28 protein-coding genes are annotated in these 25,456 nt (G+C 65.4%); 11 read left to right on the top strand and 17 right to left on the bottom strand.

Features of this window, described 5'->3' with window-relative positions; all coding sequences use genetic code 11:
• Positions 1-4 precede the first annotated feature (4 nt).
• From sucD to lpdA, 6 genes are all read left to right on the top strand, one after another.
• A complete protein-coding gene (sucD, locus tag VK792_RS00930; RefSeq protein WP_326295397.1) occupies positions 5-886 on the top strand; it encodes a succinate--CoA ligase subunit alpha in 882 nt (293 codons plus the stop codon).
• Between the two features lie 320 nt (positions 887-1,206).
• Complete coding sequence (locus VK792_RS00925) at positions 1,207-4,179, top strand: 2-oxoglutarate dehydrogenase E1 component (RefSeq protein ID WP_326295396.1); 2,973 nt, start codon at positions 1,207-1,209, stop codon at positions 4,177-4,179.
• Positions 4,180-4,183: 4 nt separating this feature from the next.
• On the top strand, positions 4,184-5,668 hold the full coding sequence (gene odhB, locus VK792_RS00920) for a 2-oxoglutarate dehydrogenase complex dihydrolipoyllysine-residue succinyltransferase (protein WP_326295395.1): 1,485 nt from the start codon (positions 4,184-4,186) through the stop codon (positions 5,666-5,668).
• 11 nt (positions 5,669-5,679) lie between these two features.
• On the top strand, positions 5,680-6,174 hold the full coding sequence (locus VK792_RS00915; RefSeq protein WP_326295394.1) for a hypothetical protein: 495 nt from the start codon (positions 5,680-5,682) through the stop codon (positions 6,172-6,174).
• A complete protein-coding gene (locus VK792_RS00910; RefSeq protein WP_326295393.1) occupies positions 6,171-6,560 on the top strand; it encodes an MAPEG family protein in 390 nt (129 codons plus the stop codon). Before VK792_RS00915 ends, VK792_RS00910 begins: the two co-directional genes overlap by 4 nt.
• Positions 6,561-6,713: 153 nt before the next feature.
• A complete protein-coding gene (gene lpdA / locus VK792_RS00905) occupies positions 6,714-8,102 on the top strand; it encodes a dihydrolipoyl dehydrogenase (RefSeq protein ID WP_326295392.1) in 1,389 nt (462 codons plus the stop codon).
• Positions 8,103-8,191: 89 nt separating this feature from the next.
• Here the strand turns inward: lpdA and VK792_RS00900 are convergent, their stop codons facing one another.
• From VK792_RS00900 to VK792_RS00880, 5 genes are read right to left on the bottom strand one after another with little or no spacing between them, the layout of a single operon-like run.
• Complete coding sequence (locus VK792_RS00900) at positions 8,192-8,335, bottom strand: PNPOx family protein (protein WP_326295391.1); 144 nt, start codon at positions 8,333-8,335, stop codon at positions 8,192-8,194.
• A 15-nt stretch (positions 8,336-8,350) separates the two neighbouring features.
• Complete coding sequence (locus tag VK792_RS00895; RefSeq protein WP_326295390.1) at positions 8,351-8,794, bottom strand: MSMEG_1061 family FMN-dependent PPOX-type flavoprotein; 444 nt, start codon at positions 8,792-8,794, stop codon at positions 8,351-8,353.
• Positions 8,772-9,515, bottom strand: a complete 744-nt coding sequence (locus VK792_RS00890) for a lysophospholipid acyltransferase family protein (RefSeq protein WP_326295389.1) — start codon at positions 9,513-9,515, stop codon at positions 8,772-8,774. The genes VK792_RS00895 and VK792_RS00890 overlap by 23 nt, the downstream gene beginning before the upstream one ends.
• On the bottom strand, positions 9,515-10,396 hold the full coding sequence (locus VK792_RS00885; protein ID WP_326295503.1) for a cell division protein FtsX: 882 nt from the start codon (positions 10,394-10,396) through the stop codon (positions 9,515-9,517). The genes VK792_RS00890 and VK792_RS00885 overlap by 1 nt, the downstream gene beginning before the upstream one ends.
• A gap of 14 nt (positions 10,397-10,410) precedes the next feature.
• Positions 10,411-11,088 carry a cell division ATP-binding protein FtsE gene (locus VK792_RS00880; protein WP_326295388.1) on the bottom strand — a complete coding sequence of 226 codons (678 nt, stop codon included), beginning with the start codon at positions 11,086-11,088 and terminating at the stop codon, positions 10,411-10,413.
• Positions 11,089-11,252: 164 nt separating this feature from the next.
• On the opposite strand from VK792_RS00880, the gene VK792_RS00875 reads away from it, so the two are divergent.
• Together VK792_RS00875 and VK792_RS00870 are read left to right on the top strand one after the other, a co-directional pair.
• A complete protein-coding gene (locus VK792_RS00875; protein WP_326295387.1) occupies positions 11,253-12,074 on the top strand; it encodes a zinc-ribbon domain-containing protein in 822 nt (273 codons plus the stop codon).
• Positions 12,075-12,210: 136 nt separating this feature from the next.
• Positions 12,211-13,596, top strand: a complete 1,386-nt coding sequence (locus tag VK792_RS00870) for an aminotransferase family protein (RefSeq protein WP_326295384.1) — start codon at positions 12,211-12,213, stop codon at positions 13,594-13,596.
• Between the two features lie 202 nt (positions 13,597-13,798).
• Here VK792_RS00870 and VK792_RS00865 read toward each other — a convergent pair whose 3' ends face one another.
• Genes VK792_RS00865 through VK792_RS00850 form a run of 4 tightly spaced genes read right to left on the bottom strand, consistent with a single transcriptional unit; the run spans position 13,799 to position 16,743 of the window.
• Positions 13,799-14,740: an OmpA family protein gene (locus VK792_RS00865; protein ID WP_326295382.1), complete on the bottom strand. Its 942-nt coding sequence runs from the start codon at positions 14,738-14,740 to the stop codon at positions 13,799-13,801.
• Entirely contained in the window at positions 14,712-15,284 is a 573-nt protein-coding gene (locus tag VK792_RS00860; RefSeq protein ID WP_326295380.1) for a peroxidase-related enzyme, read from the bottom strand. Before VK792_RS00860 ends, VK792_RS00865 begins: the two co-directional genes overlap by 29 nt.
• On the bottom strand, positions 15,281-16,024 hold the full coding sequence (locus VK792_RS00855; RefSeq protein WP_326295378.1) for a GNAT family N-acetyltransferase: 744 nt from the start codon (positions 16,022-16,024) through the stop codon (positions 15,281-15,283). The genes VK792_RS00860 and VK792_RS00855 overlap by 4 nt, the downstream gene beginning before the upstream one ends.
• On the bottom strand, positions 16,021-16,743 hold the full coding sequence (locus tag VK792_RS00850) for a competence/damage-inducible protein A (protein ID WP_326295377.1): 723 nt from the start codon (positions 16,741-16,743) through the stop codon (positions 16,021-16,023). The genes VK792_RS00855 and VK792_RS00850 overlap by 4 nt, the downstream gene beginning before the upstream one ends.
• 48 nt (positions 16,744-16,791) lie before the next feature.
• Between VK792_RS00850 and sfsA the strand changes: the two genes are divergently transcribed.
• Positions 16,792-17,493: a DNA/RNA nuclease SfsA gene (sfsA, locus tag VK792_RS00845; RefSeq protein WP_326295375.1), complete on the top strand. Its 702-nt coding sequence runs from the start codon at positions 16,792-16,794 to the stop codon at positions 17,491-17,493.
• 3 nt (positions 17,494-17,496) lie between these two features.
• Here the strand turns inward: sfsA and VK792_RS00840 are convergent, their stop codons facing one another.
• Positions 17,497-18,132, bottom strand: a complete 636-nt coding sequence (locus VK792_RS00840) for a hypothetical protein (protein ID WP_326295373.1) — start codon at positions 18,130-18,132, stop codon at positions 17,497-17,499.
• Between the two features lie 99 nt (positions 18,133-18,231).
• On the opposite strand from VK792_RS00840, the gene map reads away from it, so the two are divergent.
• On the top strand, positions 18,232-19,083 hold the full coding sequence (gene map, locus VK792_RS00835) for a type I methionyl aminopeptidase (protein WP_326295371.1): 852 nt from the start codon (positions 18,232-18,234) through the stop codon (positions 19,081-19,083).
• Positions 19,084-19,199: 116 nt separating this feature from the next.
• Here the strand turns inward: map and VK792_RS00830 are convergent, their stop codons facing one another.
• The 3 genes from VK792_RS00830 to VK792_RS00820 all read right to left on the bottom strand — a co-directional run bounded on the left by VK792_RS00830 (position 19,200) and on the right by VK792_RS00820 (position 22,049).
• The gene (locus tag VK792_RS00830) at positions 19,200-20,171 is read right to left on the bottom strand and encodes an MBL fold metallo-hydrolase (RefSeq protein ID WP_326295369.1); all 972 of its coding nucleotides are present in this window, start codon (positions 20,169-20,171) and stop codon (positions 19,200-19,202) included.
• A gap of 106 nt (positions 20,172-20,277) precedes the next feature.
• Positions 20,278-20,844: a 16S rRNA (guanine(966)-N(2))-methyltransferase RsmD gene (gene rsmD / locus VK792_RS00825; RefSeq protein ID WP_326295366.1), complete on the bottom strand. Its 567-nt coding sequence runs from the start codon at positions 20,842-20,844 to the stop codon at positions 20,278-20,280.
• Positions 20,841-22,049 carry an NAD(P)/FAD-dependent oxidoreductase gene (locus tag VK792_RS00820; RefSeq protein WP_326295363.1) on the bottom strand — a complete coding sequence of 403 codons (1,209 nt, stop codon included), beginning with the start codon at positions 22,047-22,049 and terminating at the stop codon, positions 20,841-20,843. The genes rsmD and VK792_RS00820 overlap by 4 nt, the downstream gene beginning before the upstream one ends.
• A 91-nt stretch (positions 22,050-22,140) precedes the next feature.
• Between VK792_RS00820 and VK792_RS00815 the strand changes: the two genes are divergently transcribed.
• Entirely contained in the window at positions 22,141-22,629 is a 489-nt protein-coding gene (locus VK792_RS00815; protein WP_326295360.1) for a peroxiredoxin, read from the top strand.
• Positions 22,630-22,668: 39 nt separating this feature from the next.
• Here VK792_RS00815 and VK792_RS00810 read toward each other — a convergent pair whose 3' ends face one another.
• Genes VK792_RS00810 through VK792_RS00795 form a run of 4 tightly spaced genes read right to left on the bottom strand, consistent with a single transcriptional unit; the run spans position 22,669 to position 25,411 of the window.
• Positions 22,669-22,959, bottom strand: a complete 291-nt coding sequence (locus tag VK792_RS00810; RefSeq protein ID WP_326295357.1) for a 4a-hydroxytetrahydrobiopterin dehydratase — start codon at positions 22,957-22,959, stop codon at positions 22,669-22,671.
• A complete protein-coding gene (locus tag VK792_RS00805) occupies positions 22,956-24,146 on the bottom strand; it encodes a GNAT family N-acetyltransferase (RefSeq protein WP_326295355.1) in 1,191 nt (396 codons plus the stop codon). The genes VK792_RS00810 and VK792_RS00805 overlap by 4 nt, the downstream gene beginning before the upstream one ends.
• A gap of 51 nt (positions 24,147-24,197) precedes the next feature.
• Complete coding sequence (locus tag VK792_RS00800) at positions 24,198-24,950, bottom strand: glycerophosphodiester phosphodiesterase family protein (RefSeq protein WP_326295353.1); 753 nt, start codon at positions 24,948-24,950, stop codon at positions 24,198-24,200.
• Entirely contained in the window at positions 24,947-25,411 is a 465-nt protein-coding gene (locus VK792_RS00795; RefSeq protein WP_326295351.1) for a RidA family protein, read from the bottom strand. Before VK792_RS00795 ends, VK792_RS00800 begins: the two co-directional genes overlap by 4 nt.
• Between the last annotated feature and the right edge of the window lie 45 nt (positions 25,412-25,456).

Raw genomic sequence — 25,456 nt, 5'->3', positions numbered from 1 at the left:
CGAAATGGCAGTCCTCGTAGACGAAAACACCAAAGTCATCTGTCAGGGTTTCACCGGAAGCCAGGGCACCTTCCATTCGGAACAGGCCATCGCCTATGGCACCAAGATGGTCGGCGGCGTGACCCCCGGCAAGGGTGGCATGGAACATCTGGGCCTGCCGGTCTTCAACTCGGTGCATGAAGCCAAGCACATGACCGAGGCCAACGCCTCCGTCATCTACGTGCCGCCGCCCTTCGCCGCGGATTCGATCCTCGAAGCGATCGACGCCGAGATGGAGTTGATCGTCTGCATCACCGAAGGCATCCCGGTTCTGGACATGATGAAGGTCAAGCGCGCGCTGGAAACCTCCTCCAGCCGCCTGATCGGCCCGAACTGCCCCGGTGTCATTACGCCCGACGCCTGCAAGATCGGCATCATGCCCGGCCACATCCACAAGCGCGGCAGCGTGGGCGTGGTGTCGCGTTCCGGCACCCTGACGTATGAGGCGGTCAAGCAGACCTCCGACATCGGTCTGGGCCAGTCCTCGGCCGTGGGCATCGGCGGTGACCCGATCAAGGGCACCGAACACATCGACGTGCTGGAAATGTTCCTGGCCGACCCGGAAACCCAGTCGATCATCATGATCGGTGAAATCGGCGGCACCGCCGAAGAAGAAGCCGCGCAATTCCTGGCCGACGAAAAGAAAAAGGGCCGCTGGAAGCCAACCGCCGGTTTCATCGCCGGCCGCACCGCCCCTCCGGGCCGCCGCATGGGCCACGCGGGCGCCATCGTCTCGGGCGGTCAGGGCGACGCAGAGTCCAAGATCGAAGCGATGAAATCCGCCGGTATCGTGGTGGCCGACAGCCCCGCAACCCTGGGCGAAGCCGTGCTGAAGGCAATCGGCTGAAACATCGGCAGGGCGGGTTTCTGACCCGCCCTGCCCCGACTGCGGGCCGCGCCCGTGGATCGCAGCACAGCAAAGCGCCGCGACAGCGGGTTGCCCAAACCCGCTTTCCCGACGCTTTCGATGGGAGAGACAAGCGTGTTCGCAAGCCGGACAACCGCCGGAATGGCACCGCACCCTGCCACGGGCCGTGCGGGCGTTTGGCGTTGCGCACTTGCCGATTGCCGCGCAGTCCCCACATCCGACACAGCTTTCACTTCGCGAACCACCGCATTTCACCCCGGTCCCAACGCAGACGGTCCCAACCCCAACGAGGTGCCCCAATGACCGATCAAAGCCCCAACGATATTTTCAAGGCGTCGTCCTTCATGCAGGGGCACAACGCGGAATACCTTGAACAGATGTATGCGCGTTACGCCGCCGACCCGTCCGCGGTCGATGAAAGCTGGCAGGACTTTTTCCGCCAGCTCGGCGACGAAGAAACCGATGTCAAGAAAGAGGCCAGCGGCCCGTCCTGGGCGCGCCGCGACTGGCCGCCGATGCCGTCCGACGACCTGACCGCCGCCCTGACCGGCGACTGGCCGCTGCCCGTCGCTCCGGCTGAAACCAAGGGCGCCGCCGACAAGATCAAGGCCAAGGCCGAAGCCAAGGGCGTAACCCTGACCGACGACCAGGTGCAGCGCGCCGTGCTGGATTCGATCCGCGCGCTGATGCTGATCCGGGCCTACCGGATCCGCGGCCACCTGGCGGCCGACCTCGACCCGCTGGGCCTGCACGGCCAGTCCCACCACCCAGAGCTTGACCCCAAGGCTTACGGCTTCACCGATGCCGACATGGATCGCCCGATCTTCATCGACAACGTCCTGGGTCTTCAGATCGCGTCGATCCGCCAGATCCTCGACATCGTCAAACGCACCTATTGCGGCACTTTCGCGCTGCAATACATGCACATTTCCGACCCGGAACAGGCCACCTGGCTGAAGGAACGGATCGAAGGCTACGGCAAGGAAGTCAAGTTCACCCGCGAGGGCCGCAAGGCCATCCTGAACAAGATGGTCGAGGCCGAGGGCTTCGAGAAATTCCTGCACGTCAAGTACATGGGCACCAAGCGCTTCGGTCTGGACGGCGGCGAAAGCCTGATCCCCGCGATGGAACAGATCATCAAGCGCGGCGGCGCGCTCGGGGTGAAGGAAATCGTCATCGGCATGCCGCACCGTGGCCGTCTGAACATCCTCGCCAATGTGATGGCCAAGCCCTATCGCGCCATCTTCAACGAATTCCAGGGCGGCAGCTTCAAGCCTGAAGACGTCGATGGTTCGGGCGACGTGAAATACCACCTCGGTGCCTCGTCCGACCGCGAATTCGACGGCAACCGCGTGCACCTGTCGCTGACCGCGAACCCCTCGCACCTCGAAGCCGTGAACCCGGTGGTCCTGGGCAAGGTCCGCGCCAAGCAGGACCAGTTGAACGATCCCGAGCGCAAGGCGGTGCTGCCGGTTTTGCTGCACGGCGACGCGGCCTTTGCAGGCCAGGGCGTCGTGGCGGAATGTTTCGCCTTGTCGGGCCTGAAAGGCCACCGCACCGGCGGCACCATCCACGTCGTGGTGAACAACCAGATCGGGTTCACCACCGCGCCGCACTTCTCACGCTCCTCGCCATATCCCACCGACAACGCGCTGGTGGTCGAGGCGCCGATCTTCCACGTCAACGGCGACGACCCCGAGGCGGTGGTCCACGCCGCCAAGGTGGCAACCGAATTCCGCCAGAAGTTCAACAAGGACGTGGTCATCGACATCTTCTGCTATCGCCGCTTCGGTCACAACGAAGGCGACGAGCCGATGTTCACCAACCCGATCATGTACAACAAGATCAAGGGTCACAAGACGACGCTCGCGCTGTACACCGAACGTCTGGTCAAGGACGGGCTGATCCCCGAGGGCGAGATCGAGGACATGAAAGCCGCGTTCCAGGCCCACCTGAACGAGGAATTCGAGGCCGGCCGGACCTTCAAGCCGAACAAGGCCGATTGGCTGGATGGCCGCTGGAGCCACCTCGACAAGCTGAAAGCGGGCGACTACCAGCGCGGCGAAACCGCGATCAAGCCCGAAACCCTGGCCGAAATCGGCACCGCGCTGACGACGGTTCCCGAAGGCTTCCCGGTGCACAAGACCGTGGCCCGCCTGCTGGAAACCCGCAGCGCCATGTTCCAGTCCGGCAAGGGCTTTGACTGGGCCACCGGCGAAGCGCTGGCCTTTGGCTCGCTGCTGACCGAAGGCTACCCGGTGCGTCTGGCCGGGCAGGATTCCACCCGTGGCACCTTCTCTCAGCGCCATTCCGGCATCGTCAACCAGAACGACGAAGAACGCTATTACCCACTGAACCACATCCGCGAAGGCCAGGGCCGGTTCGAAGTCATCGACAGCGCCCTGTCGGAATACGCGGTGCTGGGCTTCGAATACGGCTACTCGCTGGCCGAACCCAACGCCCTGACCCTGTGGGAAGCGCAGTTCGGCGATTTCGCCAACGGCGCGCAGATCATGTTCGACCAGTTCATCAGCTCGGGTGAATCGAAATGGCTGCGGATGTCGGGCCTCGTCTGCCTGCTGCCGCACGGTTTCGAAGGCCAGGGCCCGGAACACTCCTCCGCCCGCCTGGAACGGTTCCTGCAGATGTGCGGCCAGGACAACTGGATCGTCGCCAACTGCTCGACCCCGGCGAACTATTTCCACATCCTGCGCCGCCAGCTGCACCGCAGCTTCCGCAAGCCGCTGGTGCTGATGACGCCGAAATCGCTGTTGCGCCACAAGCTTTGCGTTTCCGATGTCGAGGATTTCACCACCGGATCGTCCTTCCACCGCGTCCTTTGGGACGACGCGCAGAAAGGCCATTCCGAAACCGCCCTTGTCCCCGACGACAAGATCAAGCGCGTGGTGATGTGTTCCGGCAAGGTCTATTACGACCTGCTGGAAGAACGCGACGCCCGGGGCATCGACGATGTCTACCTGCTGCGGATCGAACAGTTCTACCCCTTCCCGGCGCTGTCGCTGGTCAAGGAACTGGAACGCTTCCCGCAGGCCGAAATGGTCTGGTGCCAGGAAGAGCCGAAGAACCAGGGCGCCTGGACCTTTATCGAATCCAACATCGAATGGGTTCTTGGCCGGATCAAGGCCACCCACCCGCGCCCGCGTTACGTGGGCCGCGCCACCTCGGCCTCGCCCGCAACCGGCCTGGCCAGCGCCCACAAAGCACAGCAAGCCGCGCTCGTCGACGAAGCGCTGACAATCGAAGGGAACTAACCCAATGACGACCGAAGTCCGTGTCCCCACCCTCGGCGAATCCGTGACCGAAGCCACGGTGGCCACCTGGTTCAAGAAGCCCGGCGATGCCGTGGCCGTCGACGAAATGCTGTGCGAACTGGAAACCGACAAGGTGACCGTCGAGGTCCCCAGCCCCGCCGCCGGCACCCTGGCCGATATCGTCGCCAAGGAAGGGGAAACCGTCGGCGTGAACGCCCTGCTGGCCACCCTGGCCGAAGGCGCAGCCGCCGCCCCCGCCGCCCCCAAGGCCGAAGCCGCCGCCCCCGAACCCGCGGAGACCACCGACGTGATGGTGCCCACGCTGGGTGAATCGGTGACCGAAGCCACCGTTTCGACCTGGTTCAAGAAGGTCGGCGACACCGTCGCGCAGGACGAAATGCTGTGCGAACTGGAAACCGACAAGGTCTCGGTCGAGGTGCCCAGCCCCGCCGCCGGCACGCTGGTGGAAATCGTCGCGACCGAGGGCAGCAGCGTGAACGCGGGCGGCAAGCTCGCCGTGGTCTCGGGCTCCGGCGCCGCCCCCGCCAAGACGGCAGAGGCCCCGGCCCCCGCCCCGTCGACTGGCGGCGCGAAGGATGTCGAAGACGCCCCCGCCGCCAAGAGGGCGATGGCAGAGGCCGGGATCAGCCGCGATCAGGTCACCGGCACTGGCCGCGATGGCCGGATCATGAAATCCGACGTCAGCGCCGCCGTGGCCGCCGCCGCCAAACCGGCCCCGGCCGCCGCCCCCGCAGCGGCCCCCCGCGCGCCCGTCGCCGCCGAAGACGCCGCGCGCGAGGAACGGGTCAAGATGACCCGCCTGCGCCAGACCATCGCCCGCCGCCTCAAGGACGCGCAGAACACCGCCGCCATCCTGACCACCTATAACGAGGTCGACATGGGCGCGGTCATGGACCTGCGCAACACCTACAAGACCGAGTTCGAAAAGAAGCACGGCGTGCGCATGGGCTTCATGTCCTTCTTCACCAAGGCCTGCGTGCACGCCTTGAAAGAGGTCCCCGAGGTCAACGCCGAAATCGACGGCACCGACATCGTCTACAAGAACTTCGTGCACATGGGCATCGCCGCGGGCACCCCGCAGGGCCTCGTCGTGCCGGTAATCCGCGACGTCGACCGCAAAAGCTTTGCCGAGATCGAAAAGGAAATCGGGGAAAAAGGCCGCCGCGCCCGTGACGGCAAGCTGTCCATGGCGGAAATGCAGGGCGGCACCTTCACCATCTCGAACGGCGGCGTCTACGGCTCGCTGATGTCCTCGCCGATCCTGAATCCCCCGCAGTCCGGCATCCTCGGCATGCACAAGATCCAGGACCGCCCGATGGTGGTGAACGGCAAGATCGAGATCCGCCCGATGATGTACCTCGCCCTCAGCTACGACCACCGCATCGTCGACGGCAAGGGCGCCGTGACCTTCCTCGTCCGCGTGAAAGAGGCGCTGGAAGATCCGCGCCGGTTGCTGATGGATCTGTAAGGGCGCTTGGAATGGCACGCCGGACCAAGGAAGAGTTGCTGGCGGAATTCCACCGCCTGAGCGGCGTATTCGAGACGGCGTGCGATATCCAATGCGACCTGGACCCTGACTTCCAGAAGACCCGGCATCTGATCATCACCCGCGATCAGATGCTGGGGTGGCATGACGCCGGAACGGCCACAGCCTCCACGATCCTGTCCGGCGTGCGCGAGGGACTCAACGACATCAGCACCGGCGTGATGGTCGCGCTCAGCGAAAACGCTTCCTCCGGGCGCCGCTTCCTCGACCGCTACAGCGCGCGCACCGGCCGCGACTTCTTCGATGACGCCGGGCGCCCTGATGCCGCGATCAAGGCCATCCTGGCGCGGGGGCGGATCCTCGATGACACCGAATATCGCCTCCTGTCCGACGCCCTGGCGGATACCGGAAACACGCTGCTGACTCAGAAACAGACCACGAAGGCAGAGACGCTGATGGCATCCTACGCAGGCACAGGCGAAACATGACCCCCGAACTCACCATCCTCACCCTCGCCGCGCTCTGGCAGGTGGTGCATTTCGCGCTCTACTCCGTCACCGCGCAGATGCAGGTGGGGTCGAAATACGCCCTCTCCCCGCGCGACGAACCGCGCCAGCTCAGCGGTAAGGCCGGGCGGCTGCAACGCGCGCTCACCAACCATTTCGAAAGCCTGATCCTCTTCGCCATCGCCGCGCTGGTGACCACCTATTCCGATCAGGCCACGCCGCTCACCGCGCTGCTGTCCTATGCCTATCTCGCCGCCCGCGTGCTCTACCTGCCCGCCTATGTCTGGGGCTGGACGCCGGGGCGCTCGCTGATCTGGGCCGTGGGCTTCGGCGCCACCGTCGTCATGCTGGTCAAGGCGCTGACATGACCTTTCATCTTTCCACAAATACTCCGGGGGACGGCGCCGCAGGCGACGGGGGGCTGGCCCCCCGCCCCGCCCGGAAACCCACACCGCGTATGCATGGGATGTGCAGGGTTTGTGCATGCGTTCCGCCCCCGAATTTTCCAAAGGAGACCTGACATGGCCCAATATGATGTGATCGTGATCGGCGCGGGCCCCGGTGGCTATGTCGCCGCCATCCGCTGCGCCCAGCTTGGCCTGAAAACCGCCTGCGTCGAAGGCCGTGAAACCCTCGGCGGTACCTGCCTGAACGTCGGCTGCATCCCGTCCAAGGCGCTCCTGCACGCCAGCCACCAGCTGCACGAGGCAGAGCACAACTTCGCCACCATGGGTCTGAACGTCGGCAAGCCCAAGGTCGACTGGAAACAGATGCTGGCCTACAAGGACAGCGTCATCGACGGCAACACCAAGGGCATCGAATTCCTGTTCAAGAAGAACAAGATCGACTGGCTCAAGGGCTGGGGGTCGATCCCCGCCGCGGGCAAGGTCCAGGTCGGCGACGAGGTGCACGAGGCCAAGAACATCATCATCGCCAGCGGCTCTGTCCCATCGTCGCTGCCCGGCGTCGAGATCGACGAAAAGATCGTCGTCACCTCCACCGGCGCGCTGGAGTTGCCCAAGGTGCCGAAATCCATGGTGGTGATCGGCGCAGGCGTCATCGGGCTGGAACTGGGCTCGGTCTATGCCCGCCTCGGCACCGAGGTGAAGGTGATCGAATTCCTCGATGTCATCACCCCCGGCATGGATGGCGAGGTGCAGAAAACCTTCCAGCGCATGCTGAAAAAACAAGGGCTTGAATTCACCATGGGCGCCGCGGTCCAGAAGGTCGAGACCTCGAAATCCAAGGCGAAAGTCACCTACAAGCTGCGCAAGGACGACAGCGAACACGAGGTCGAGGCGGAAACCGTCCTCGTCGCGACCGGCCGCAAACCCTATACCGACGGGCTGGGGCTGACGGCGCTGGGGGTCGAAATGACCGACCGCGGCCAGATCAGGACCGACGCCCATTGGCAGACCAGCGTCAAGGGCATCTACGCCATCGGCGACGCCATCACCGGCCCGATGCTGGCCCACAAGGCCGAAGACGAAGGCATGGCCTGCGCCGAGGTGATCGCGGGCAAGGCGGGCCACGTCAACTACGGCGTCATCCCCGGCGTGATCTACACCCACCCCGAGGTCGCCACCGTGGGCCTGACCGAGGAACAGCTGAAAGAAGAGGGGCGCGCCTACAAGGTCGGCAAGTTCAGCTTCATGGGCAACGGCCGCGCCAAGGCGGTCTTCGCCGGCGACGGCTTCGTGAAACTTCTGGCCGACAAGGACACCGACCGCATCCTGGGCGCCCATATCATCGGCCCGGCGGCGGGCGACCTGATCCACGAGATCTGCGTCGCGATGGAATTCGGCGCCTCTGCCGAAGACCTGGCGCTGACCTGCCACGCCCACCCGACCTTCTCCGAAGCGGTGCGCGAAGCGGCGCTGGCCTGCGGCGATGGCCCGATCCATTCGTAAGGCAGGCGTTGCCAGCGGCAACAACGAAACGGCCCCGGGATGCACTCCGGGGCCGTTTGCGTTTCGGTCAATGCGGGCCGCGGTTGGGCCTACCACAAGCGCGGCTTGGCATATTCCGGGTAAGTGGCGTCATACTCCGCGCCGCCATAGGCCCCGTCCGACATATCGGCCAGGATCTGCCCCACCGTGGGCAGGCCCGCCGCATCGTCCCGGTTCCACAGGTCAGACCGCATCAGCGCCTTGGCGCATTAGGTATAGACCTCTGCCACGATGATCACGATCACGGTTTTCGGGCGCTTGTCGCCCTTGGCAAAGCTGTCGCGCAGGTCCTGATCGTCGGTCAGCACCGCCCGGCCATTCACCCGCACCGTCGTATGGGTGCCCGGCACCAGGAACAGCAGCGCGACCCGCCCGTCCTGCACGATGTCGCGCAGGCAATCCAGCCGGTTGTTGCCCCACCAGTCCGGCAGCAGCAGCGTCTGCGCATCGGCCACGCGCACCACCGGGCCGTTGTCCCCCCGAGGCGATCCATGCACGCCCTCTGGCCCCGCCGTGCTGAGGACGCAAAACCGCGCCCCTTCGATCCACTGGCGATAAAGCGGCGTCAGGCGGTCCGCGACCTTGCGCAGGGCAGACGGCACCGGCGCATCGTAAAGGCGGTGCAAGTCGTCAAGCGTTGTGATTTTTCGCATCAAATCCGGCCTCCAGCATCAGCGCGGTGGACGCGGTTTCAACTTCGTCTTCCAGCTTGGCAAGGAAGCTGTCCTTGTCCATTCCCTTGGCAATGCGCGGCAGGAATTCCACCACCGCCAGGCCCGGCTTGCGATATATCCCGGTGCGCGGCCAGAACACGCCGACGTTGGTGGCGACGGGCACGCAATCCTGCCCCAGCTCGGTATACAGCACCGCGGACCCGACCTTGTAGGGTTTCCGCACCCCCGGCGCGACGCGCGTCCCCTGCGGATAGATGATCAGTTGGCCGGGCCGCGCGGTGCCCTTGGCCACATCGGCCACCATCTTCTTGATCGCCTGCCCGCGCTTACCCCGGTTCACCGGCACGCAGCCGATGCGCCAGGCATACAGCCCGATCACCGGGGTCCACAGCAATTCACGCTTCATGATGAACTTGCCCGCCGGAACCGCGTTGAAAATCAGGATGATGTCGAAAAACGACTGGTGCTTGGCCGCGATCACCACCTCGTCCGTGGGGGGCGTGCCGCGCACCTCGCCCTTCAGGCTGACCATCCAGCGCGCGGTCCAGATCACCCAGCGGCAATAGGTCTTGCACGCGGCAAAGGCACCGCTGCGCGACACCGCCGCCCAGGGCAGGAACACCACCCCGATCACCAGCATCGCCAGGTACATCTGCCCCACGAAGACCAGCGAGCGCAGGTATTGGATCGCATATCCCATCAGGACAATCCTTCCAGAACGCGGCGCGCGGCCGCCTGAGTTGCGCCAAAGGCCACCATCGCGATCAGCAGCGGCACCAGCACCGGCCAGACCCAGCCAAGGCCCTGGAACCCGACACCGGTCAACACGCCGTCGCTGTCGCCGGGCAGCAGCAGCACCGCCACCACGGCCAGCACCGCGCCCACCGCCGCTCCGGTCAGCGCGCGCAGGGTGAACCGACGCACGAACGCCCCGGCGATGTAGTTGTCGGTCGCCCCCACCAGCCGCAGAACGGTGATGACCTTGGCATTGGCGGCCAGCGCCGCATGGGCGGCCAGCGTCACCATCGCCGCCGTCGCCGCCGCGATCAGCAGGATCGACACCCACCCCAGCAGCCGCAACCGCGCCGCCGATGTCACCAGCGGACGACGCCACCGGCTGTGATCGTCCAGCACCGCGCCCGGCACCTCGGCCGACAGGCGCAACCGCAGGCCCACCCCGTCATAGCCGTCCTCGGTCTCCACCACCTCGATCAGGCGGGGCACCGGCAGATCGGCAATCGGGATGTCAGGGCCAAACCACGGCTCCAGCAAGGCCTGTTGTTCGGCATCGCTCAGCGCCCGGGCCGACAGGATCCCCGGTGTCGTTTCCAACACCCGGATCGCCGCAGCGGTCTGGGCGTCGGCTTCTTCCGCCGGAGCGGAAATGCGGATCGTGGAGCTGCGTGCCAGCTCGTCGCCCCAGCGGCTGGCGATGCGCCCCGCCGCCAGCGACAGCGCCAGCGCAAACACCGCCAGGAACGCCATCGCGGCGGCAGCCAGCAGCGTCAGCCGCACGGTGAACCCCGCCGGCGGCACCACGCGGTCGGCAGCGGCATCGCGGGCCAGAACGGCGCGGGCCATGATCAGAACCGATTTCACAGGTCCGCCCCCGCCAGTTGCAGCCGCCGGTTGGCGATGCGCAGCACCCGGGCCTGCACATGCTGTTTCGCGGCGCGGATCAGGGCAAGGTCATGGGTTGCGATCATGATCGTCTTGCCCATCCGGTTCAGTTCGACCAGCAGCCGCAACAGCCGCTGCGACATTTCCCAGTCGACGTTGCCGGTGGGTTCATCCGCCAGCACCACGTCCGGCGACATGATCACTGCCCGGGCCAGCGCCGCACGCTGGCGTTCGCCCCCCGACAGTTCCGGCGGCAGCGCGTCGGCTCGGTGGGTCAGCCCGACCCAGGCCATCAGCTCTTTCAGGTTCGCATCCTGCGCGCTGGCATCCTGCCCCGACACGGTCAGCGGCAGGGCGATGTTTTCAGCCACCGACAGGTGATCCAGGAACTGGCAATCCTGGTGCACCACCCCGATCCGGCGTCGGGCGCGCGCCACCGCGTCGCGGTCCATCTGGCGCACGTCGCGGTCGAACAGCCGCACATGCCCCGATGTCGGCAACAGCGCGCCATAGCACAGCCGCATGAAGGTTGTCTTGCCCGCGCCCGATGGCCCGGTCAGAAAGTGGAATGTGCCCGGCGACAGCTTCAGCGACATGTCCGCCAAAAGCTCGCCCCCGCCATAGCTGTAGGCCACGTTTTCAAGCTCGATCACGGTTTACCCTGCCCCGCCTGTACAATGTCTTGTTGTGCCGCAGCCGCGACTCGGATTCAATGCGCTGGCCCATACTTACTGGACTTTTCCACCGCGCCGCATCAGCCTATTGTGCAAACGCAGACCTCCTCGCGGCCTTGCGGCCCGGAAAGACAGGACCACCCATGCGGCTTATCTGCCCGAATTGCGGCGCTCAGTACGAAGTTCCCGACGATGTCATTCCCCAGGCGGGGCGCGACGTCCAATGTTCCAATTGTGGCCACACCTGGTTTCAGCCGCACCCGTCGCAGGACGCGGGCCTTGCCGAAGAACTGGATGAAACCCTGCCCGGCATGGACTGGGACGAAGACGAAGACCTGCCGCCGCGCAAACCGGCCCCCGTGCCCGAACGGCCAGTGCCGGAACGCGCCGCCCCGGAACGTCCCGCGCCCAGACCCCGCAGCCTTGACCCCAAGGTCGCAGATGTCCTGCGCGCCGAAGCCGAGCGCGAGGCCCGCGCCCGCGCGGCAGAGGCCGGCGCGTTGGAAAGCCAGCCCGACCTTGGGCTGGAAGACCCCGACACCGCCGCCCCCGCCCGCCGCAAGCGCGAAGAAGACGCCGCAAAGGCCCCCGCCGCCCGCGCGTCAGAGGTCAAGCAGGCCGGCTCGCGCCGCGATCTGCTGCCCGACATCGACGAAATCAATTCGACCCTGCGCTCGGCCTCGGAACGGCGGGAACTTGAAACCGCGCAGGCCCGCGCCGAAGACACGTTCGACGCGCCCGGCCAAAGCGGCTTTGGCAAGGGGTTTCGCTATGCCATCCTGCTGGCGGTGATCCTGGCCGCGGTCTATATCATGGCACCCCGCATCCTTGATCTCTTGCCCCAGGCGGCGCCGGTGATCGACCCCTATGTCGCCGCGATCGACGCCGCGCGGGTCTGGCTCGATGGTCTTCTGGGCCAGGCCCTCGGCACGCTAGACGGGATGAGCTCCGAAGCCGGTCAATAACCGGGCACTGGCAATACCTGCGGGGCCGAACTGGCCCTACTGCCTTTCAGGGATTCCCGATCATGTGATAGCATGAACCGATCCGCCACCGCGTATCGGCGGTCTGGCGCTGCATCCTGCACAAGAGGTTTTCCCAATGGACGGCAACTTCAACGAAAACGATATCAGCCACGTCGTGGCCGCCGACAAGGCGCATGTCTGGCATCACCTGATCCAGCACAAACCCTTTGAAACCAACGATCCCCGCATCATCATCGAAGGCAAGGGGATGCGCGTCTGGGACCAGAAGGGCAAGGAACACCTGGATGCCGTGTCCGGCGGCGTCTGGACGGTGAACGTCGGCTACGGCCGCGAATCCATCGCCAAGGCGGTCTATGACCAGCTGATCAAGCTGAACTATTTTGCCGGCTCGGCGGGCTCGATCCCCGGCGCGCTGTTCTCGGAAAAGCTGATCTCGAAGATGCCGGGCATGACCCGCGTCTACTACACCAACTCGGGGTCCGAGGCGAACGAGAAGGCGTTCAAGATGGTCCGCCAGATCGCGCACAAGCGCTATGGCGGCAAGAAGCACAAGATCCTCTACCGTGACCGCGATTACCACGGCACCACCATCGGCGCCCTGTCTGCCGGTGGCCAGCTGGAACGCAACGCGCAATACGGCCCCTTCGCCCCCGGTTTCGTATCGGTGCCGCATTGCATGGAATACCGTGCCCAGTGGGACCTGACCGGCGAAGCCTATGGCAAGCGCGCCGCCGACGCGATCGAGGAGGTCATCCTGCGCGAAGGCCCCGACACCGTTGGCGCGATCTGCCTCGAGCCGGTGACCGCCGGTGGCGGCGTGATCACCCCGCCCCCGGGCTATTGGGAACGGGTGCAGGAAATCTGCAAGAAATACGACGTGCTGCTGCACATCGACGAGGTGGTGTGCGGTGTCGGCCGCACCGGGACCTGGTTCGGGTATCAGCAATACGGCGTGAAGCCCGACATGGTGACCATGGCCAAGGGCGTGGCCTCCGGCTATGCCGCCATCGCCTGCCTTGTCACCACGGAAGAAGTCTTTGACATGTTCAAGGACGACGCCAGCGATCCGCTGAACTACTTCCGCGACATCTCGACCTTCGGGGGCTGCACCGCCGGCCCCGCCGCCGCGCTGGAAAACATGCGGATCATCGAGGACGAGAACCTGCTCGACAACTGCACCGCGATGGGCACCTACATGCTCGACCAGCTGCACGCGCTGAAAGACAAGCACGCCGTCATCGGCGACGTGCGCGGCAAGGGCCTGTTCCTGGGCGCTGAACTGGTGTCCGACCGCGACAGCCGCGAACCGATGGACGAAAAGCGCGTGCAGGCCGTTGTCGGCGACTGCAACGCGCAGGGCGTCATCATCGGCGCGACCAACCGCTCGGTCCCCGGTTTCAACAACACCCTGTGCTTCAGCCCCGCGCTGATCGCCACCAGGGACGACATCGACGAGATCATCACCTCGGTCGACAAGGCCCTGACCAAGGTCTTCGGCTGATCCATCGGCCCCCAGGACAAGTACACGGCCCCGGACCCAGGTCCGGGGCTTTTTCTTTGCCTGCCCCGTTGCCCCGCAACGCGCGCCCCGTTACCCGGCCCGCCCCGCATCGTCATGCGCATGGAATGTGCATGCATTGTGCATGGGATGTGCCACCGGGAAAACCCTGCCCCGACAGGGCATTAACCCGTGATTCGGCCTCTCACTCGGTCGAGATCAGAACCGCCTCGACCCGCCGGTTCGCGATCCGGCCTGCTTCGGTCAGGTTCGACGCCAGCGGCGCAAGAAACCCCACCCCGTCCGCGCTCAACTGTGCGGCGGGCACTCCATAGGCGCGCTCCAGCCGTGCCTCGACCGAGGCCGCGCGGCGACGCGACAGCGCCACGTTGGCCTCGAGCGAGCCCACCGCATCGGTATGCCCGACCAGCGCCACGCGCCGCGACGGGTTGGCCAGCAGGTACTCTGCCAAGGCGGCAAGGGAACCATAGCTGCCTTCGCCCAGATCCGACGACCCGGACGTAAACGCCAGATCTGACAGGACAATATGCCCCTGCTCCTCCAACTGCCGCGCCAGGTCGCATTGCGGAACCGCGCGGATCGGTGTGTTGCCCACGTCCGTTGCAACGGGTTTCGAGCCGCTGGGCGCAGTGCGGATGATCTGAAGAAACGTCGCCGCGGAACTGCGGCTGACCAGCAAGGTCACGAACCGGTTCGCATCCCCGCCCCACGCCGTCAGAAACCGATAGTTGGTCAGATCGACATACATTTCGGGGGCCGGCAAAACCTCGGTTCCAAAGCGAAAATCGAACCCGCCACAGGCCTGGGCGGCGCATTCGAACAGCACCTCATAGCCCTGTGCCAGAAGTTGTGACCGCAGCGGCATCATCACCTGCAACGTCGTCGCCCCCTGCCCTTCGATCCGCCAGCTTTGCCGGGTGATCGCCCCTTCCACCGATCGCAGCGGAATGCGTCCGTCCGCCCAGACACCAAGCGGCACAAGATAGCTGTCGGGGTCGCTGGCATCCTCCAGCGTCAGACGCGCCCCGGCGGGCAACGTCAGATCGGCCGCCCAAAGCGGGGCGGCCAAAAGCACCGCGACAAGCGCGGCGCAAAGATCAGCGCGCCAGCGCGTGATACTCGTCATTCGGGCGCATATCCGTGGCACTGGCCACCCGGTTGGTCATGTTGAAGAACCCCGCCACGTTGGCAATGTCCCAGATGTCACGGTCGGAAAAGCCCACGTCGCGCAGCGCCTGGCGGTCTGCCTCGGTCACGGTCCAGCATTCGCGGGTCAGCTTGTCGACAAAACCCAGCATCGCGGCCTGTTTCGCGGTCAGGTCCGCGACCCGCCAGTTCATCACCATCATCTCGCCCAGCTTGGGGTCGCCTGACAGTTCGCGCACCGTCGCACCATGGGCGGTCAGGCAATAGAAACAATGGTTTATAGAGGATACGACCACCGCGATCATCTCGCGTTCCAGCTTGGTCAACCCGCTGTCGGCCAGCATCAGATCGTTGTACAGCGCGGTAAAGGCGTTCAGCTTGGCCACGTCAAAGGCATAGGCCTTCAGCACGTTCGGCACCAGGCCCAGCTTGTCCTGGCAAATGTCGAAATACTTCTGCGTCGGCCCCGGCAAAGGGTCCATCATCGGCAGGTCCAGCGCGGTCGGTTGATCGGTCTTGGTCATGTCGTGCCCCCCTCCTCCCGGGGCAGGATGCGATAGTGATAGCTGCCCACCAGCTCCATCCCCAACGAGGTGTAAAGCAGGTTCGCGCCCTTGTTGTGCTGGGTGCAGACCACCGACAGCCATTCGGTGCCCCAGTCCGCCGCCCAGATCGCCGCGGCCCGGATCATCCAGCCAGCCAGCCCCTTGCGGCGGTGCGCCTCGCGGATTTCCAGCGCGTGAATCATCGCGACATCGTCGTCGATGGCACAGAACGCAGTGCCGCCCGGGCTGTCGTCGATCCGGCCCAGTATGCCGGTCTTGGGGCCCTTGGCCCGTTCCATCACCCGCAGCCTGTCCGGCCCGATGCCACCTTCGGCCCAAAGGTCGCGCATGATGGCCAGCGGTTCCCAGATGGTGAAGGCCATGACCTTGGGGATCGGCAGATCGGTCAGCTGATACGTCGGGATCAGATACATGTTGACCGGGTCGATCACCTGGTATCCCCGCGCCGCCAACGCCGCATCCAGCGCGTCCTCGCCATTGCGGATCATGAACAGCGGGTCCTGCCCCAGGATGCGCATCGCGTCCTCGGCTGCGGGCAAGTCGATATCGGCATCAAACGCCGCCCGCGCCGTCGCCGCCGACACACGCTTGCCGCCGCCCGCGCCTTCGCGCAGGGTCCAGGGGCCAGCGTTCACCGCCTTGTAAGGCGGCCATGTCGCCTCGACGGCGCGGTACAGGCGCTTGGCGTCGGGCTTCATGCGGGGAACATCCCCGACAGGCGGGTCATCGCGGCATCGACCATCGCGCCATCGCTGCCCCGGATCACGATATTCGCGCCGTAAACGCCGTTGCGCTGATAGGGATAGGACCCGATCGACAGTTCCGGGAAATCGGCTGCCAGCTGCGCCAGCGGCCCGGCGATTTCGCCTTCGCCCCGTTCGATGCGCAGCGACTGGCTCAGCAGCGGCGTGCCCCCGGTCAGGGTGGGCAACACGCTGGCCACCATGGCCTGAAACACCGACGGCACCCCCGCCATGACATGCACGTTGCCCAGGGTGAACCCCGGTGCCACCGACACCGGATTGTCGATCAGGGTTGCCCCGTCGGGGATGCGCGCCATGCGCTGGCGGGCCTCGTTGAACGCGAGTCCCTGCCGGTCGTAATGCGCCGCCAGCAAGGCGCGGGCATCGTCGCGCACACCGATATGGGCGCCAAACGCCTCGGCGATGCAATCGGCGGTGATGTCGTCATGGGTCGGGCCGATGCCGCCGCTGGTCACGACATGATCATAGGCCCCGGACAGCGCCTTGACCGCCGTCACGATGGCGGCGCGGTCGTCGCTGACGATCCGCACCTCTTTCAGGTCAATGCCCACCTTGGTCAGTTCCCCGGCCAGGTAATGCATGTTGGCGTCGCGAGTGCGGCCCGACAGGATCTCGTCACCGATCACCAGCATCGCGGCGGTTGGGTTGGGCATTTCCGGCACTCCTTGAAGCGAGGTCGGGACAGGTATAGGCCGTGGTCCATGCGGTTTCCATCCCCCCTTGTGCCTGCCACGCTGATCAGACGCTACAAGCGCTTTCTGGCCGATGCCACCCTGCCCGACGGGCGTGAAATCACCGCCCATTGCGCCAATCCCGGTTCGATGATGGGCCTGGCGGATCCGGGGATGCGGATCTGGCTGGAGCCCAACGACGACCCGAAGAAAAAGCTGAAATACGGTTGGCGCCTGGTCGACCACGGCGACGGGAATTTCACCGGGGTCGATACCTCGGTGCCGAACCGGATGCTGAAAGCCGCGCTGATGGCGGGCGAGGTGCCGGGACTGGCCGCGCCGATGGTGCGGGCCGAGGTCAGGTATGGCCAGAACAGCCGCATCGACTTTCTGCTGACCGGCGCCGGGCCCGACACCTATGTCGAGGTCAAATCGGTCACCCTGTCCCGCCAACCGGGCCTGGCCGAATTTCCCGACAGCGTGACCGCGCGCGGCACCAAGCACCTGCACGAATTGCAGGCCATGGTGGGCGCGGGGCACCGGGCCGTGATGCTGTATCTGGTGCAGCGCACCGATTGCATCCGCGTGACCCTGGCGGCCGACATCGACCCGACCTATGCCGCCGCCCTGCGCGATGCGATCGCCGCCGGCGTCGAGGTCATGGCCCTGTCCTGCCGCATCACCCCCGAAGAGGTGCTGCCGGGCAAGGGTCTGCCCTTCGCGCTGCCCTAGGGGTCAGTCCGGTGCCACCAACCGGCGCGCATCGTCGTAGCTGTAGACCGACACCGTCACATTCGTGCCCGGCTGCGGGCTGTAATGGGCAAAGCTTCCGGTTTCCTCGCGCCGCATCAACAGGCCGCTGTCAGGGTCGATGAAATCGGTATAGCTGCCGCCGAAAAAGGTGCCGCCCTGCGCGTCGTTCTTGTCGGTCTGGGTGGTGTAGCGATAGACGCGGAAGGTTTCACCGTCGCTGTCGACCAGCCCCGGGCAGTCGGTCTCGGTCAGGTTGCGCGCGAACTGTCCCTGCATGTCGCGGCGAAACGCCTCCATGTCGACGGGCATCTGGTTGGGCATCTTCGTCCAGGGGCCATCGGGCGTTGGCCCCGTCCAGGTGTCGCTTCCGATGGCCAAGGTGAACAGCCCCTGCCCCTTCAGCCCGTTCATCGACCGCAGCGGGCTGTCGAAGAACGTGAGGTATTCGTATTGCACCGTGCCATCGGCCAGCCGTGACGTGGTTTCGATCCGGTGTGGCGGTTGGGCAAAGGCGTCCAGCGCGCCCCCGGCGTAAAGCGCCGCGATTTCATCGGTGCAGGGATCGGCAAGCGCCGCACCGGCGGAAAACAGGCAAACGGACAAAAGACCAAAACGCATGGCAGGGCATCCTGAAGTTTGTGCAAATCAATGCGCCCAGCCTAACCTTCCGACGCCCGATCGGGCAAGCGCCGCCGCCCCTCTGGCCCTTCGCGCAAAATGCCACTAGATAAGGGCAAAAGCAGCGAAGGGAGCAACCCGGTGAACGACAGCGCAGGCGGCAGAGTGACACGTCAAGGCATCCGCATCTACGAAGCGGCGGATTTCGCGGGCATGCATGCGGCGGGCAAGGTCGCCGCGCAGATCCTGGACGAGGTCGCGGCGCATGTGTTTCCCGGCCAGAGCACTGGCGCGATCGACGACTTCATCCGCAACCGGGTGGAGGAACTGGGCGCGACCTCGGCCACCATCGGCTACAAGGGCTATCAGCACGCCAGCTGCATCAGCGTGAACCACGTGGTCTGCCACGGTATTCCCGGGGAAAAGACGCTGAAGGATGGCGATATCCTGAACATCGACGTGACGGTGATCGTCGATGGCTGGTTCGGGGACACCAGCCGGATGTATGTCGCGGGCAAGCTGCCGCGCAAGGCCGAACGGCTGATACAGGTTACCCATGACGCGCTGTTCAAGGGGATCGAGGCGGTCAGGCCCGGCAACACCTTTGGTGACATCGGCCACGCGATCCAGACCTATGTCGAAGCTCACCGTATGAGCGTTGTGCGCGATTTCTGCGGTCACGGGCTGGGCCGGGTGTTCCACGCGCCGCCGAACGTGCTGCACTATGGCCGCGCGGGCAGCGGGCCGGTGCTGGAGGAAGGCATGTTCTTCACCATCGAACCCATGGTGAACCTGGGCCGCCCGGAAACGAAGGTTCTGGGCGATGACTGGACCGCCGTGACCCGCGACAAATCGCTGTCGGCGCAGTTTGAACATTCGGTCGGCGTGACCGCCGACGGGGTGGAAATCTTTACCCTGTCGCCCGCTGGGACGTTCCACCCAACCTATTGACAGCAGGGAATAGCCCGGACGACCGCGCGGCCGTCAGGCCACGCAGCCCGGGGCAAAAACCGGCAGCGGTGGGCGAAAACCGGCGGTCACGCTGTCACGACCGCCGGTGACAGGACCTATTCGAACTGCCAGAGCGCCGGGACAAAGCGATAGGCATCGCCGTCGCGCATCACATGACCGACCCCCGGGAAGGGGAAGTGATAGCCGATCACCGCCATCCGATCGGCGGCCGCCATGTCCAGCAGGCGCTTGCGGGTGGCCACCGTGGTATCGCCGTCCATGTCGAACCCGTTGTACCAGTCGGGATGGGCAAAGTTGGTGTAGGCGTGGCTCATCGAGTCGCCCAGCGCGATCAGTTGCTGGCCGTCGCTTTCGACCACGATGCTCATGTGGCCCGGGGTGTGGCCCGGCGTGTCGATCACCCGAATACCCGGCGCGATTTCCTGTTCGTTGGTCGTCAGGTTCCATTCCGCGCCATCGACATTGATAGAGTTGACGGCCCCAAGGACAAACTGTTGTTCCTCGGGCGCGACCTTGTTCACCAGGTCGTCAGTCATCCAGTAGTCGTGTTCGGCCTGGCCCAGGAAATATTCCGCGTCAGGCAAGATCGCTTCGTCGAAATCGTCACGGATGCCCCAGATATGGTCAGGGTGGGCGTGGGTGATGACAACGTGTGTGACCTCATATGGATCAATGCCGGCGGCCTCGAAATTCGACATCAGCCGCCCGGTGGTTGGCATGAACCGGTTGCCCGAGCCAACGTCGACCAGCACCTTTGCGTCGCCCAGTTCGATATACAGGTGGTTGGTGTGCGACAGCCCCTTTTTCGGGTCCAGGAAATATTGCGCCAGGAACGCCTCAACCTCTTCGCGCGAGGCGTTCACCCCCAGGCCGCCGCTGCCCAGATCGAAATATCCGTCGGAAATCACCGTCATTTTCGCCTGACCGATGGAAAAGCTGAAATGCGTCGGGTTGCCCATCGCGGGCGGGCCCACCTGCGCCCGGCCGATGCTGGCGGGCAGGGTCAGGGCCGGCATCGCCGCGGCAATTGTCAGCAACTCCCGGCGGGTCGGTTTGATCAGGGTCATGCGTCTCTCCCTCGCGTGGCCATTCGTTCGGTTGAATATGTAGCAGCACTGCCCACGCTTCAAGTGACGTGGGGGCATTGGCTGCGGATTGCTTTGCCCGGCGCACTTATGGGCCGGTCATCGCCTCCAGCAGCGTGACTGTGGTGTCACCATAGCCGCGGGTTTCCAGCAGGGTGAAGCCGTCGGGCGCCAGCTGCGGCGCGTTTTCTTCCCAGACGATCAGCGCGCCGGGGGCGATCCAGCCTTGCGCCTGCGCCCCCGACAGCGCCTTGGCGCCCAGCCCCTTGCCATAGGGCGGATCCAGAAAGACCAGGTCGCAGGGCGCATCGGCGGGCGGCAGACGCAGCGCATCGCGGGCGATCAGCCGCACCGCGTCCCTGACGCCCAGCGTAGCGATGTTTTCCCGCAAGAGCGCCTGGGCCTTGCGCCCATCGTCGACGAAGGTCACTTGCACCGCGCCACGCGACAGCGCCTCCAGCCCCAGCGCGCCGGTCCCGGCAAACAGGTCCAGCACCCGCGCGCCGTCGATCACATCGCCGAACCGGCCACCGTCCAGCATGCCGAACAGCGCCTCGCGCACGCGGTCTGTCGTGGGGCGCAGATGCGCGCCGGCATCGCCCTTGCCCAGGGCCGCCAGACGGCGCCCACGAAACCGGCCCGCGACGATCCTCACGCTTTCAGCAGGACCTTGAGGTCGGTTTCCGGGTCGGCCACAGCCGCCGGGTCGGGCGATTTGCCGGCCTCGATCAGGCGCTTGCCTACCATGTAGGCGCGCGGATCGTTCATCGCGTCCAGCGCGATCAACCGGTCGCCGCGATAGTACCAGAACGACACCGACGCCGCGCCATCGCGGCGGGTGACCACGCTGTCGAACCCGGTGCTCAACCCCGCGATCTGCAGTTTCACATCGTACTGATCCGACCAGAACCACGGTTTCGGGACATAGGCCCGATCCGCGCCCAGGATGTTGTCGGCCACCAGTTCCCCCATGTCGATGGCGTTGCCCACGCTTTCCAGCCGCATCTGCGCGCCGTCATGGGGGAAGCTGGCGCAATCGCCCGCCGCCCAGATCGCCGGGTCGCTGGTGCGGCCATGGTCGTCAACCTTGATGCCGTTGTCGATGTCCAGACCGGCGGCTTCGGCCAGTTCCGCCGCCGGGGTGATGCCGACACCGACGATCACGAAATCCAGCGCAAGCGTGGTGCCATCGCTCAGCTCGGCCCCGGTCACCTTGTCTTCACCCGTCAGGCGCGTCAGGCCGACGCCTTCAAGAACGGTCACGTTGTGGCGCTGATGTTCGGCGCGGAAGAAATCCGAGGTCTGTTCGGCGGCCACCCGTTGCAGGATGCGCGGCGCCATTTCAACCAGCGTCACTTCCAGCCCCAGCTTGGACGCAACCGCCGCCGCCTCCAGCCCAATATAGCCGCCACCAACGATCAGCACCCTGGCGCCTGCGACAAAGCGGGGCGCCATTTCATCGACATCCAGCAGGGTCCGCACGACGTGCACGCCGTCCAGCAGCCCGCCAACCGCGGGCGGCAGGCGGCGCGGGACCGATCCAGTGGCCAGCACAAGGTGGTCATAGTCGATGCGATGCCCCCCCGCGATCACCGCCCTGTCGCCCCGGTCAATGGCGCTGACGGTGTCGTTCACACGCAGGTCGATCCCGTTTTCGGCATAAAAGCTTTCAGGCCGCAGATAGAGCCGTTCTTGCTCCATCTCGCCCAGCAGGTAGGCCTTGGACAGCGGCGGGCGCTGGTAGGGCGGCACCGGCTCTTCGCCAATCAGCGTGATCGACCCGTCGAACCCCTTGGACCGCAACCGTGCAACGCAAGACGCCCCTGCCTGACCGGCCCCGACAACAACGACCTTTTGCATGCGCACACTCCCTTGCTTTTCCCATTGGCGGCGTTCCCCTGCACCCTATATCCAGCGTCGTGGAAGACGCAATTGAGAGGGAGCGTTCAACATGTCCATTTCCGTGGGTGACCGCCTGCCGGATGCCACGTTGCTGCGGATCGGCGACAACGGGCCAGAGCAGGTTTCACTGGCCGACAAACTGTCAGGCCGCAAGGTGGTGATCTTTGCCGTTCCCGGCGCCTATACCCCGACCTGCCATTCGGCGCATGTGCCCAGCTTCATCCGCACCAAGGACGCGCTGGCCGAAAAGGGCATCGACGAAATCCTCTGTATTTCGGTCAACGATCCACATGTGATGAAGGCCTGGGGCAACGACACCGGCGCGACCGAGGCCGGGATCACCCTGCTGGCCGATGCGGATGCCTCCTACAGCAAGGCTGTCGGGATGACCTTCAGCGCCCCGCCCGCCGGGCTGATCGACCGGTCGATCCGGTACGCGCTGATGGCCGAAGACGGCGTGGTCAAGATCCTGCATGTCGAAGAGGCGCGCGGCACCTGCGAAATGTCGGGCGGCGAATCCATGCTGGCGGCGTTGTAATCGCCCCGGGGCGGCGGTGCCGCCCCGGCCTTGCCCCCCCTAGAGACTGTCCATCTTTCGGGCCAGCTTGGCGTCTTGCGCGCTCAGCCCGTTCACGTCATGGGTGGTCAGCACCACGGTGACGGTCTTGTAGACATTGGACCATTCCGGGTGGTGGTTCCACTTTTCCGCCCAAAGCGCCGCGCGGGTCATCCAGGCAAAGGCTTCGGTGAAATCGGCGAAGGTAAAGGTCTTGGTGATCGCGTCGCGACCGTCCAGCAGGGTCCATCCATTTCCCAGCAGCGGGGCCAGCATGGTTTCGCGCCCGGTGTCTGACAGTTTCTCGGTCATGGCTGTTCCTCCTGTCGGTCCTTCCTGAACGGGCCATAGGCGGTCAGGATCTCGATATCTTCGGCCACCGCGTTGCGTTCCGCGTCCAGGTAATTTTGAACGGCGCGGGCAAAGCCCCGGTCGGCGATCCAGTGCAGGCTGTGGGTCTGCACCGGCAGGTACCCGCGCGCCAGCTTGTGATCACCCTGCGCCCCGGCCTCGACCCGCTGCAACCCTTCGGCGATGGCAAGGTCGATGGCCTGATAGTAACACGCTTCGAAATGAAGGCAGGGGTGATCTTCGATACAGCCCCAGTATCGGCCGAAAAGCGCATCCCGGCCGATGAAATTCAGCGCCCCGGCCACGTATTGCCCGTCACGTTCCGCCATCACCAGCACCACGTCATCGCGCAGGCTTTGCTGCACATGGTCGAAAAACGCCCGCGTCAGGTAGGGCTGCCCCCATTTCCGCGCCCCGGTGTCCTGGTAGAACACCCAGAACGCATCCCAGTGTTCCGGCTGGATCGCGTCGCCGGTCAGGGTGGTGATCGTTCCACCAAAGTCCTGCGCACGGGCGCGTTCCTTGCGGATCGCCTTGCGCTTGCGCGACGACAGCGACGCAAGGAAGGCGTCGAAATCGGCATAGCCGTCGTTGGTCCAGTGATATTGCTGCGTCACCCGGTGCATCAGGCCCATCTGCGCGCCGGCCAGCGCCTCGGCCTCGGTGCAAAATGTGGCGTGTAGCGACGACAGCCCGTTCTCGCTGGCCAATTGCACCGCGCCCTGCACCAGCGCCGACATGCCGGCGACCTCATACCCCGGACGGGTCAGGAACCGCCGCCCGGTGGCAGGGGTAAAGGGCACCGCGATCTGCAACTTGGGGTAATACCGCCCCCCGGCACGCTCATAGGCATGGGCCCAGTTGTGATCGAAGATATATTCGCCCTGGCTGTGCGACTTGGCGTAAAGCGGGGCCACGGCGATCACCTTGCCGCCCAGCTCCGCCACCATATAGCGCGGGTCCCAGCCGGTGCCGGTGCCAACCGACCCCGACTGTTCCAGCGCCCGCAGGAAGCGGTGGGTGGTAAACGGGTCCAGAGGCCGCCCGCCCTGCATCGCTTCGGGGCAGGCACAGGCATCCCAGTCTTCTGCCGCGATCTGCGACAGCGAGGTCAGGATGTTGATTTCAATGGTGTTGTCGCTGTCCATCTTTGCCCCGTCCGGCCTGCCCTTTCCAATCTGGTCCGGGTCCGGCACGGTTCAAGGCAGATAGCCCTCGAAGGTGATGTTCGCCGCCACCTTTCGCGCCTCTGCCTCTTCTTCGGGCGACCGGATCGTCCAGCACAGCACCGCCGCCCCGGCGGCCTGCAAGTCCGCCACGCGCGGATCGTTCAGGTCGCGCCAGTGATGGCTGACAAAACAGGCCCCGGTTTGGGCATAGTCCGGAATTCCGCTCAGCCGGTCACGGGTGGCAGCGGGCACGGTGGGCCAATCCGCTTTGGTAAACTGTTCGGTGGTCAGGCCGCGCGGCAGATCGGGACACAGATCGGCCAGCGCGATAACCGAATGCGGGTTGAACGACATCAGCGCCACGGGGCCATCATAGCCCGCAAGATCCGCCGCCGCAGCGCGTTCCAGCGTACCGACGTTGGGGCCAAGCGCGCCATCCTGGTCCTTGAGCTCGATCAGCAGCGGCACCTTGCCCGCCACGTCCTGCAAAACCTGGGCCAGCGTCGGCACCCCTTCGGTGCCCCCAAGCAGCGGGATCGCGGCCAGTTCTGCCGCAGTGCGCTGCTGGATCGGGCCAGTTTCCCCGGTCAGCCGGGTCAGGCCATAGTCGTGAAAGACCATGGCCACGCCGTCGCTGGACAGTTGCAGGTCGATCTCGATCCCGTAACCGGCGGCCACGGCGGCCCGCACCGCCGCCAACGAATTTTCCGGCCGCCCATCGCCCTTGTCATGCAGGGCACGGTGGGCGATCGGCCGGTCGAGAAAGGCGGTGGGCAGGGTCATGCGAGTTCGAAGATGCCTTCGATCTCGACCGCGACCCCCAGTGGCAGCGCCGCTGCGGATACGGCAGAGCGTGCATGCCGCCCGGCATCGCCCAGCAGTTCGACCATGAAGTCCGACGCGCCGTTGATGACCTTGGGCTGGTCGGTGAAATCGGCGGTCGAGTTGACGAAGCCGACCAGCTTGACCACGCGCTTCAGCCGGGTCAGGTCAGCGTCGCAGGCCGCGCGCACCTGCGCCAGCAGGCTCAGCGCACAGGTCCTGGCGGCGGCGGCGCCCTCTTCAACGGTCATGCCCGCGCCCAGCTTGCCCAGGATCAGCCCGTCGGGACCGTTCGAAATCTGGCCAGACACATACAACATGTTGCCGCTCAGCACGAACGGCACATAGTTCGCCGCCGGGGCCGGCGCGTCCGGCAGGGTGACGCCCAGTTCGGTCAAACGGGCCTCGATCGCATTGGTCATGGGGACCTCCCTCTGGTCTGATCTTGCCGCCACGCTGGCCCGCTT

This window comes from Mesobacterium hydrothermale, from assembly GCF_035818635.1.
In the GTDB taxonomy this organism is placed as follows: Bacteria; Pseudomonadota; Alphaproteobacteria; order Rhodobacterales; family Rhodobacteraceae; genus Mesobacterium_A; species Mesobacterium_A hydrothermale.
Note: the sequence above shows the minus strand (reverse complement) of the source record. Positions and strands in the feature narration are given on the sequence as shown.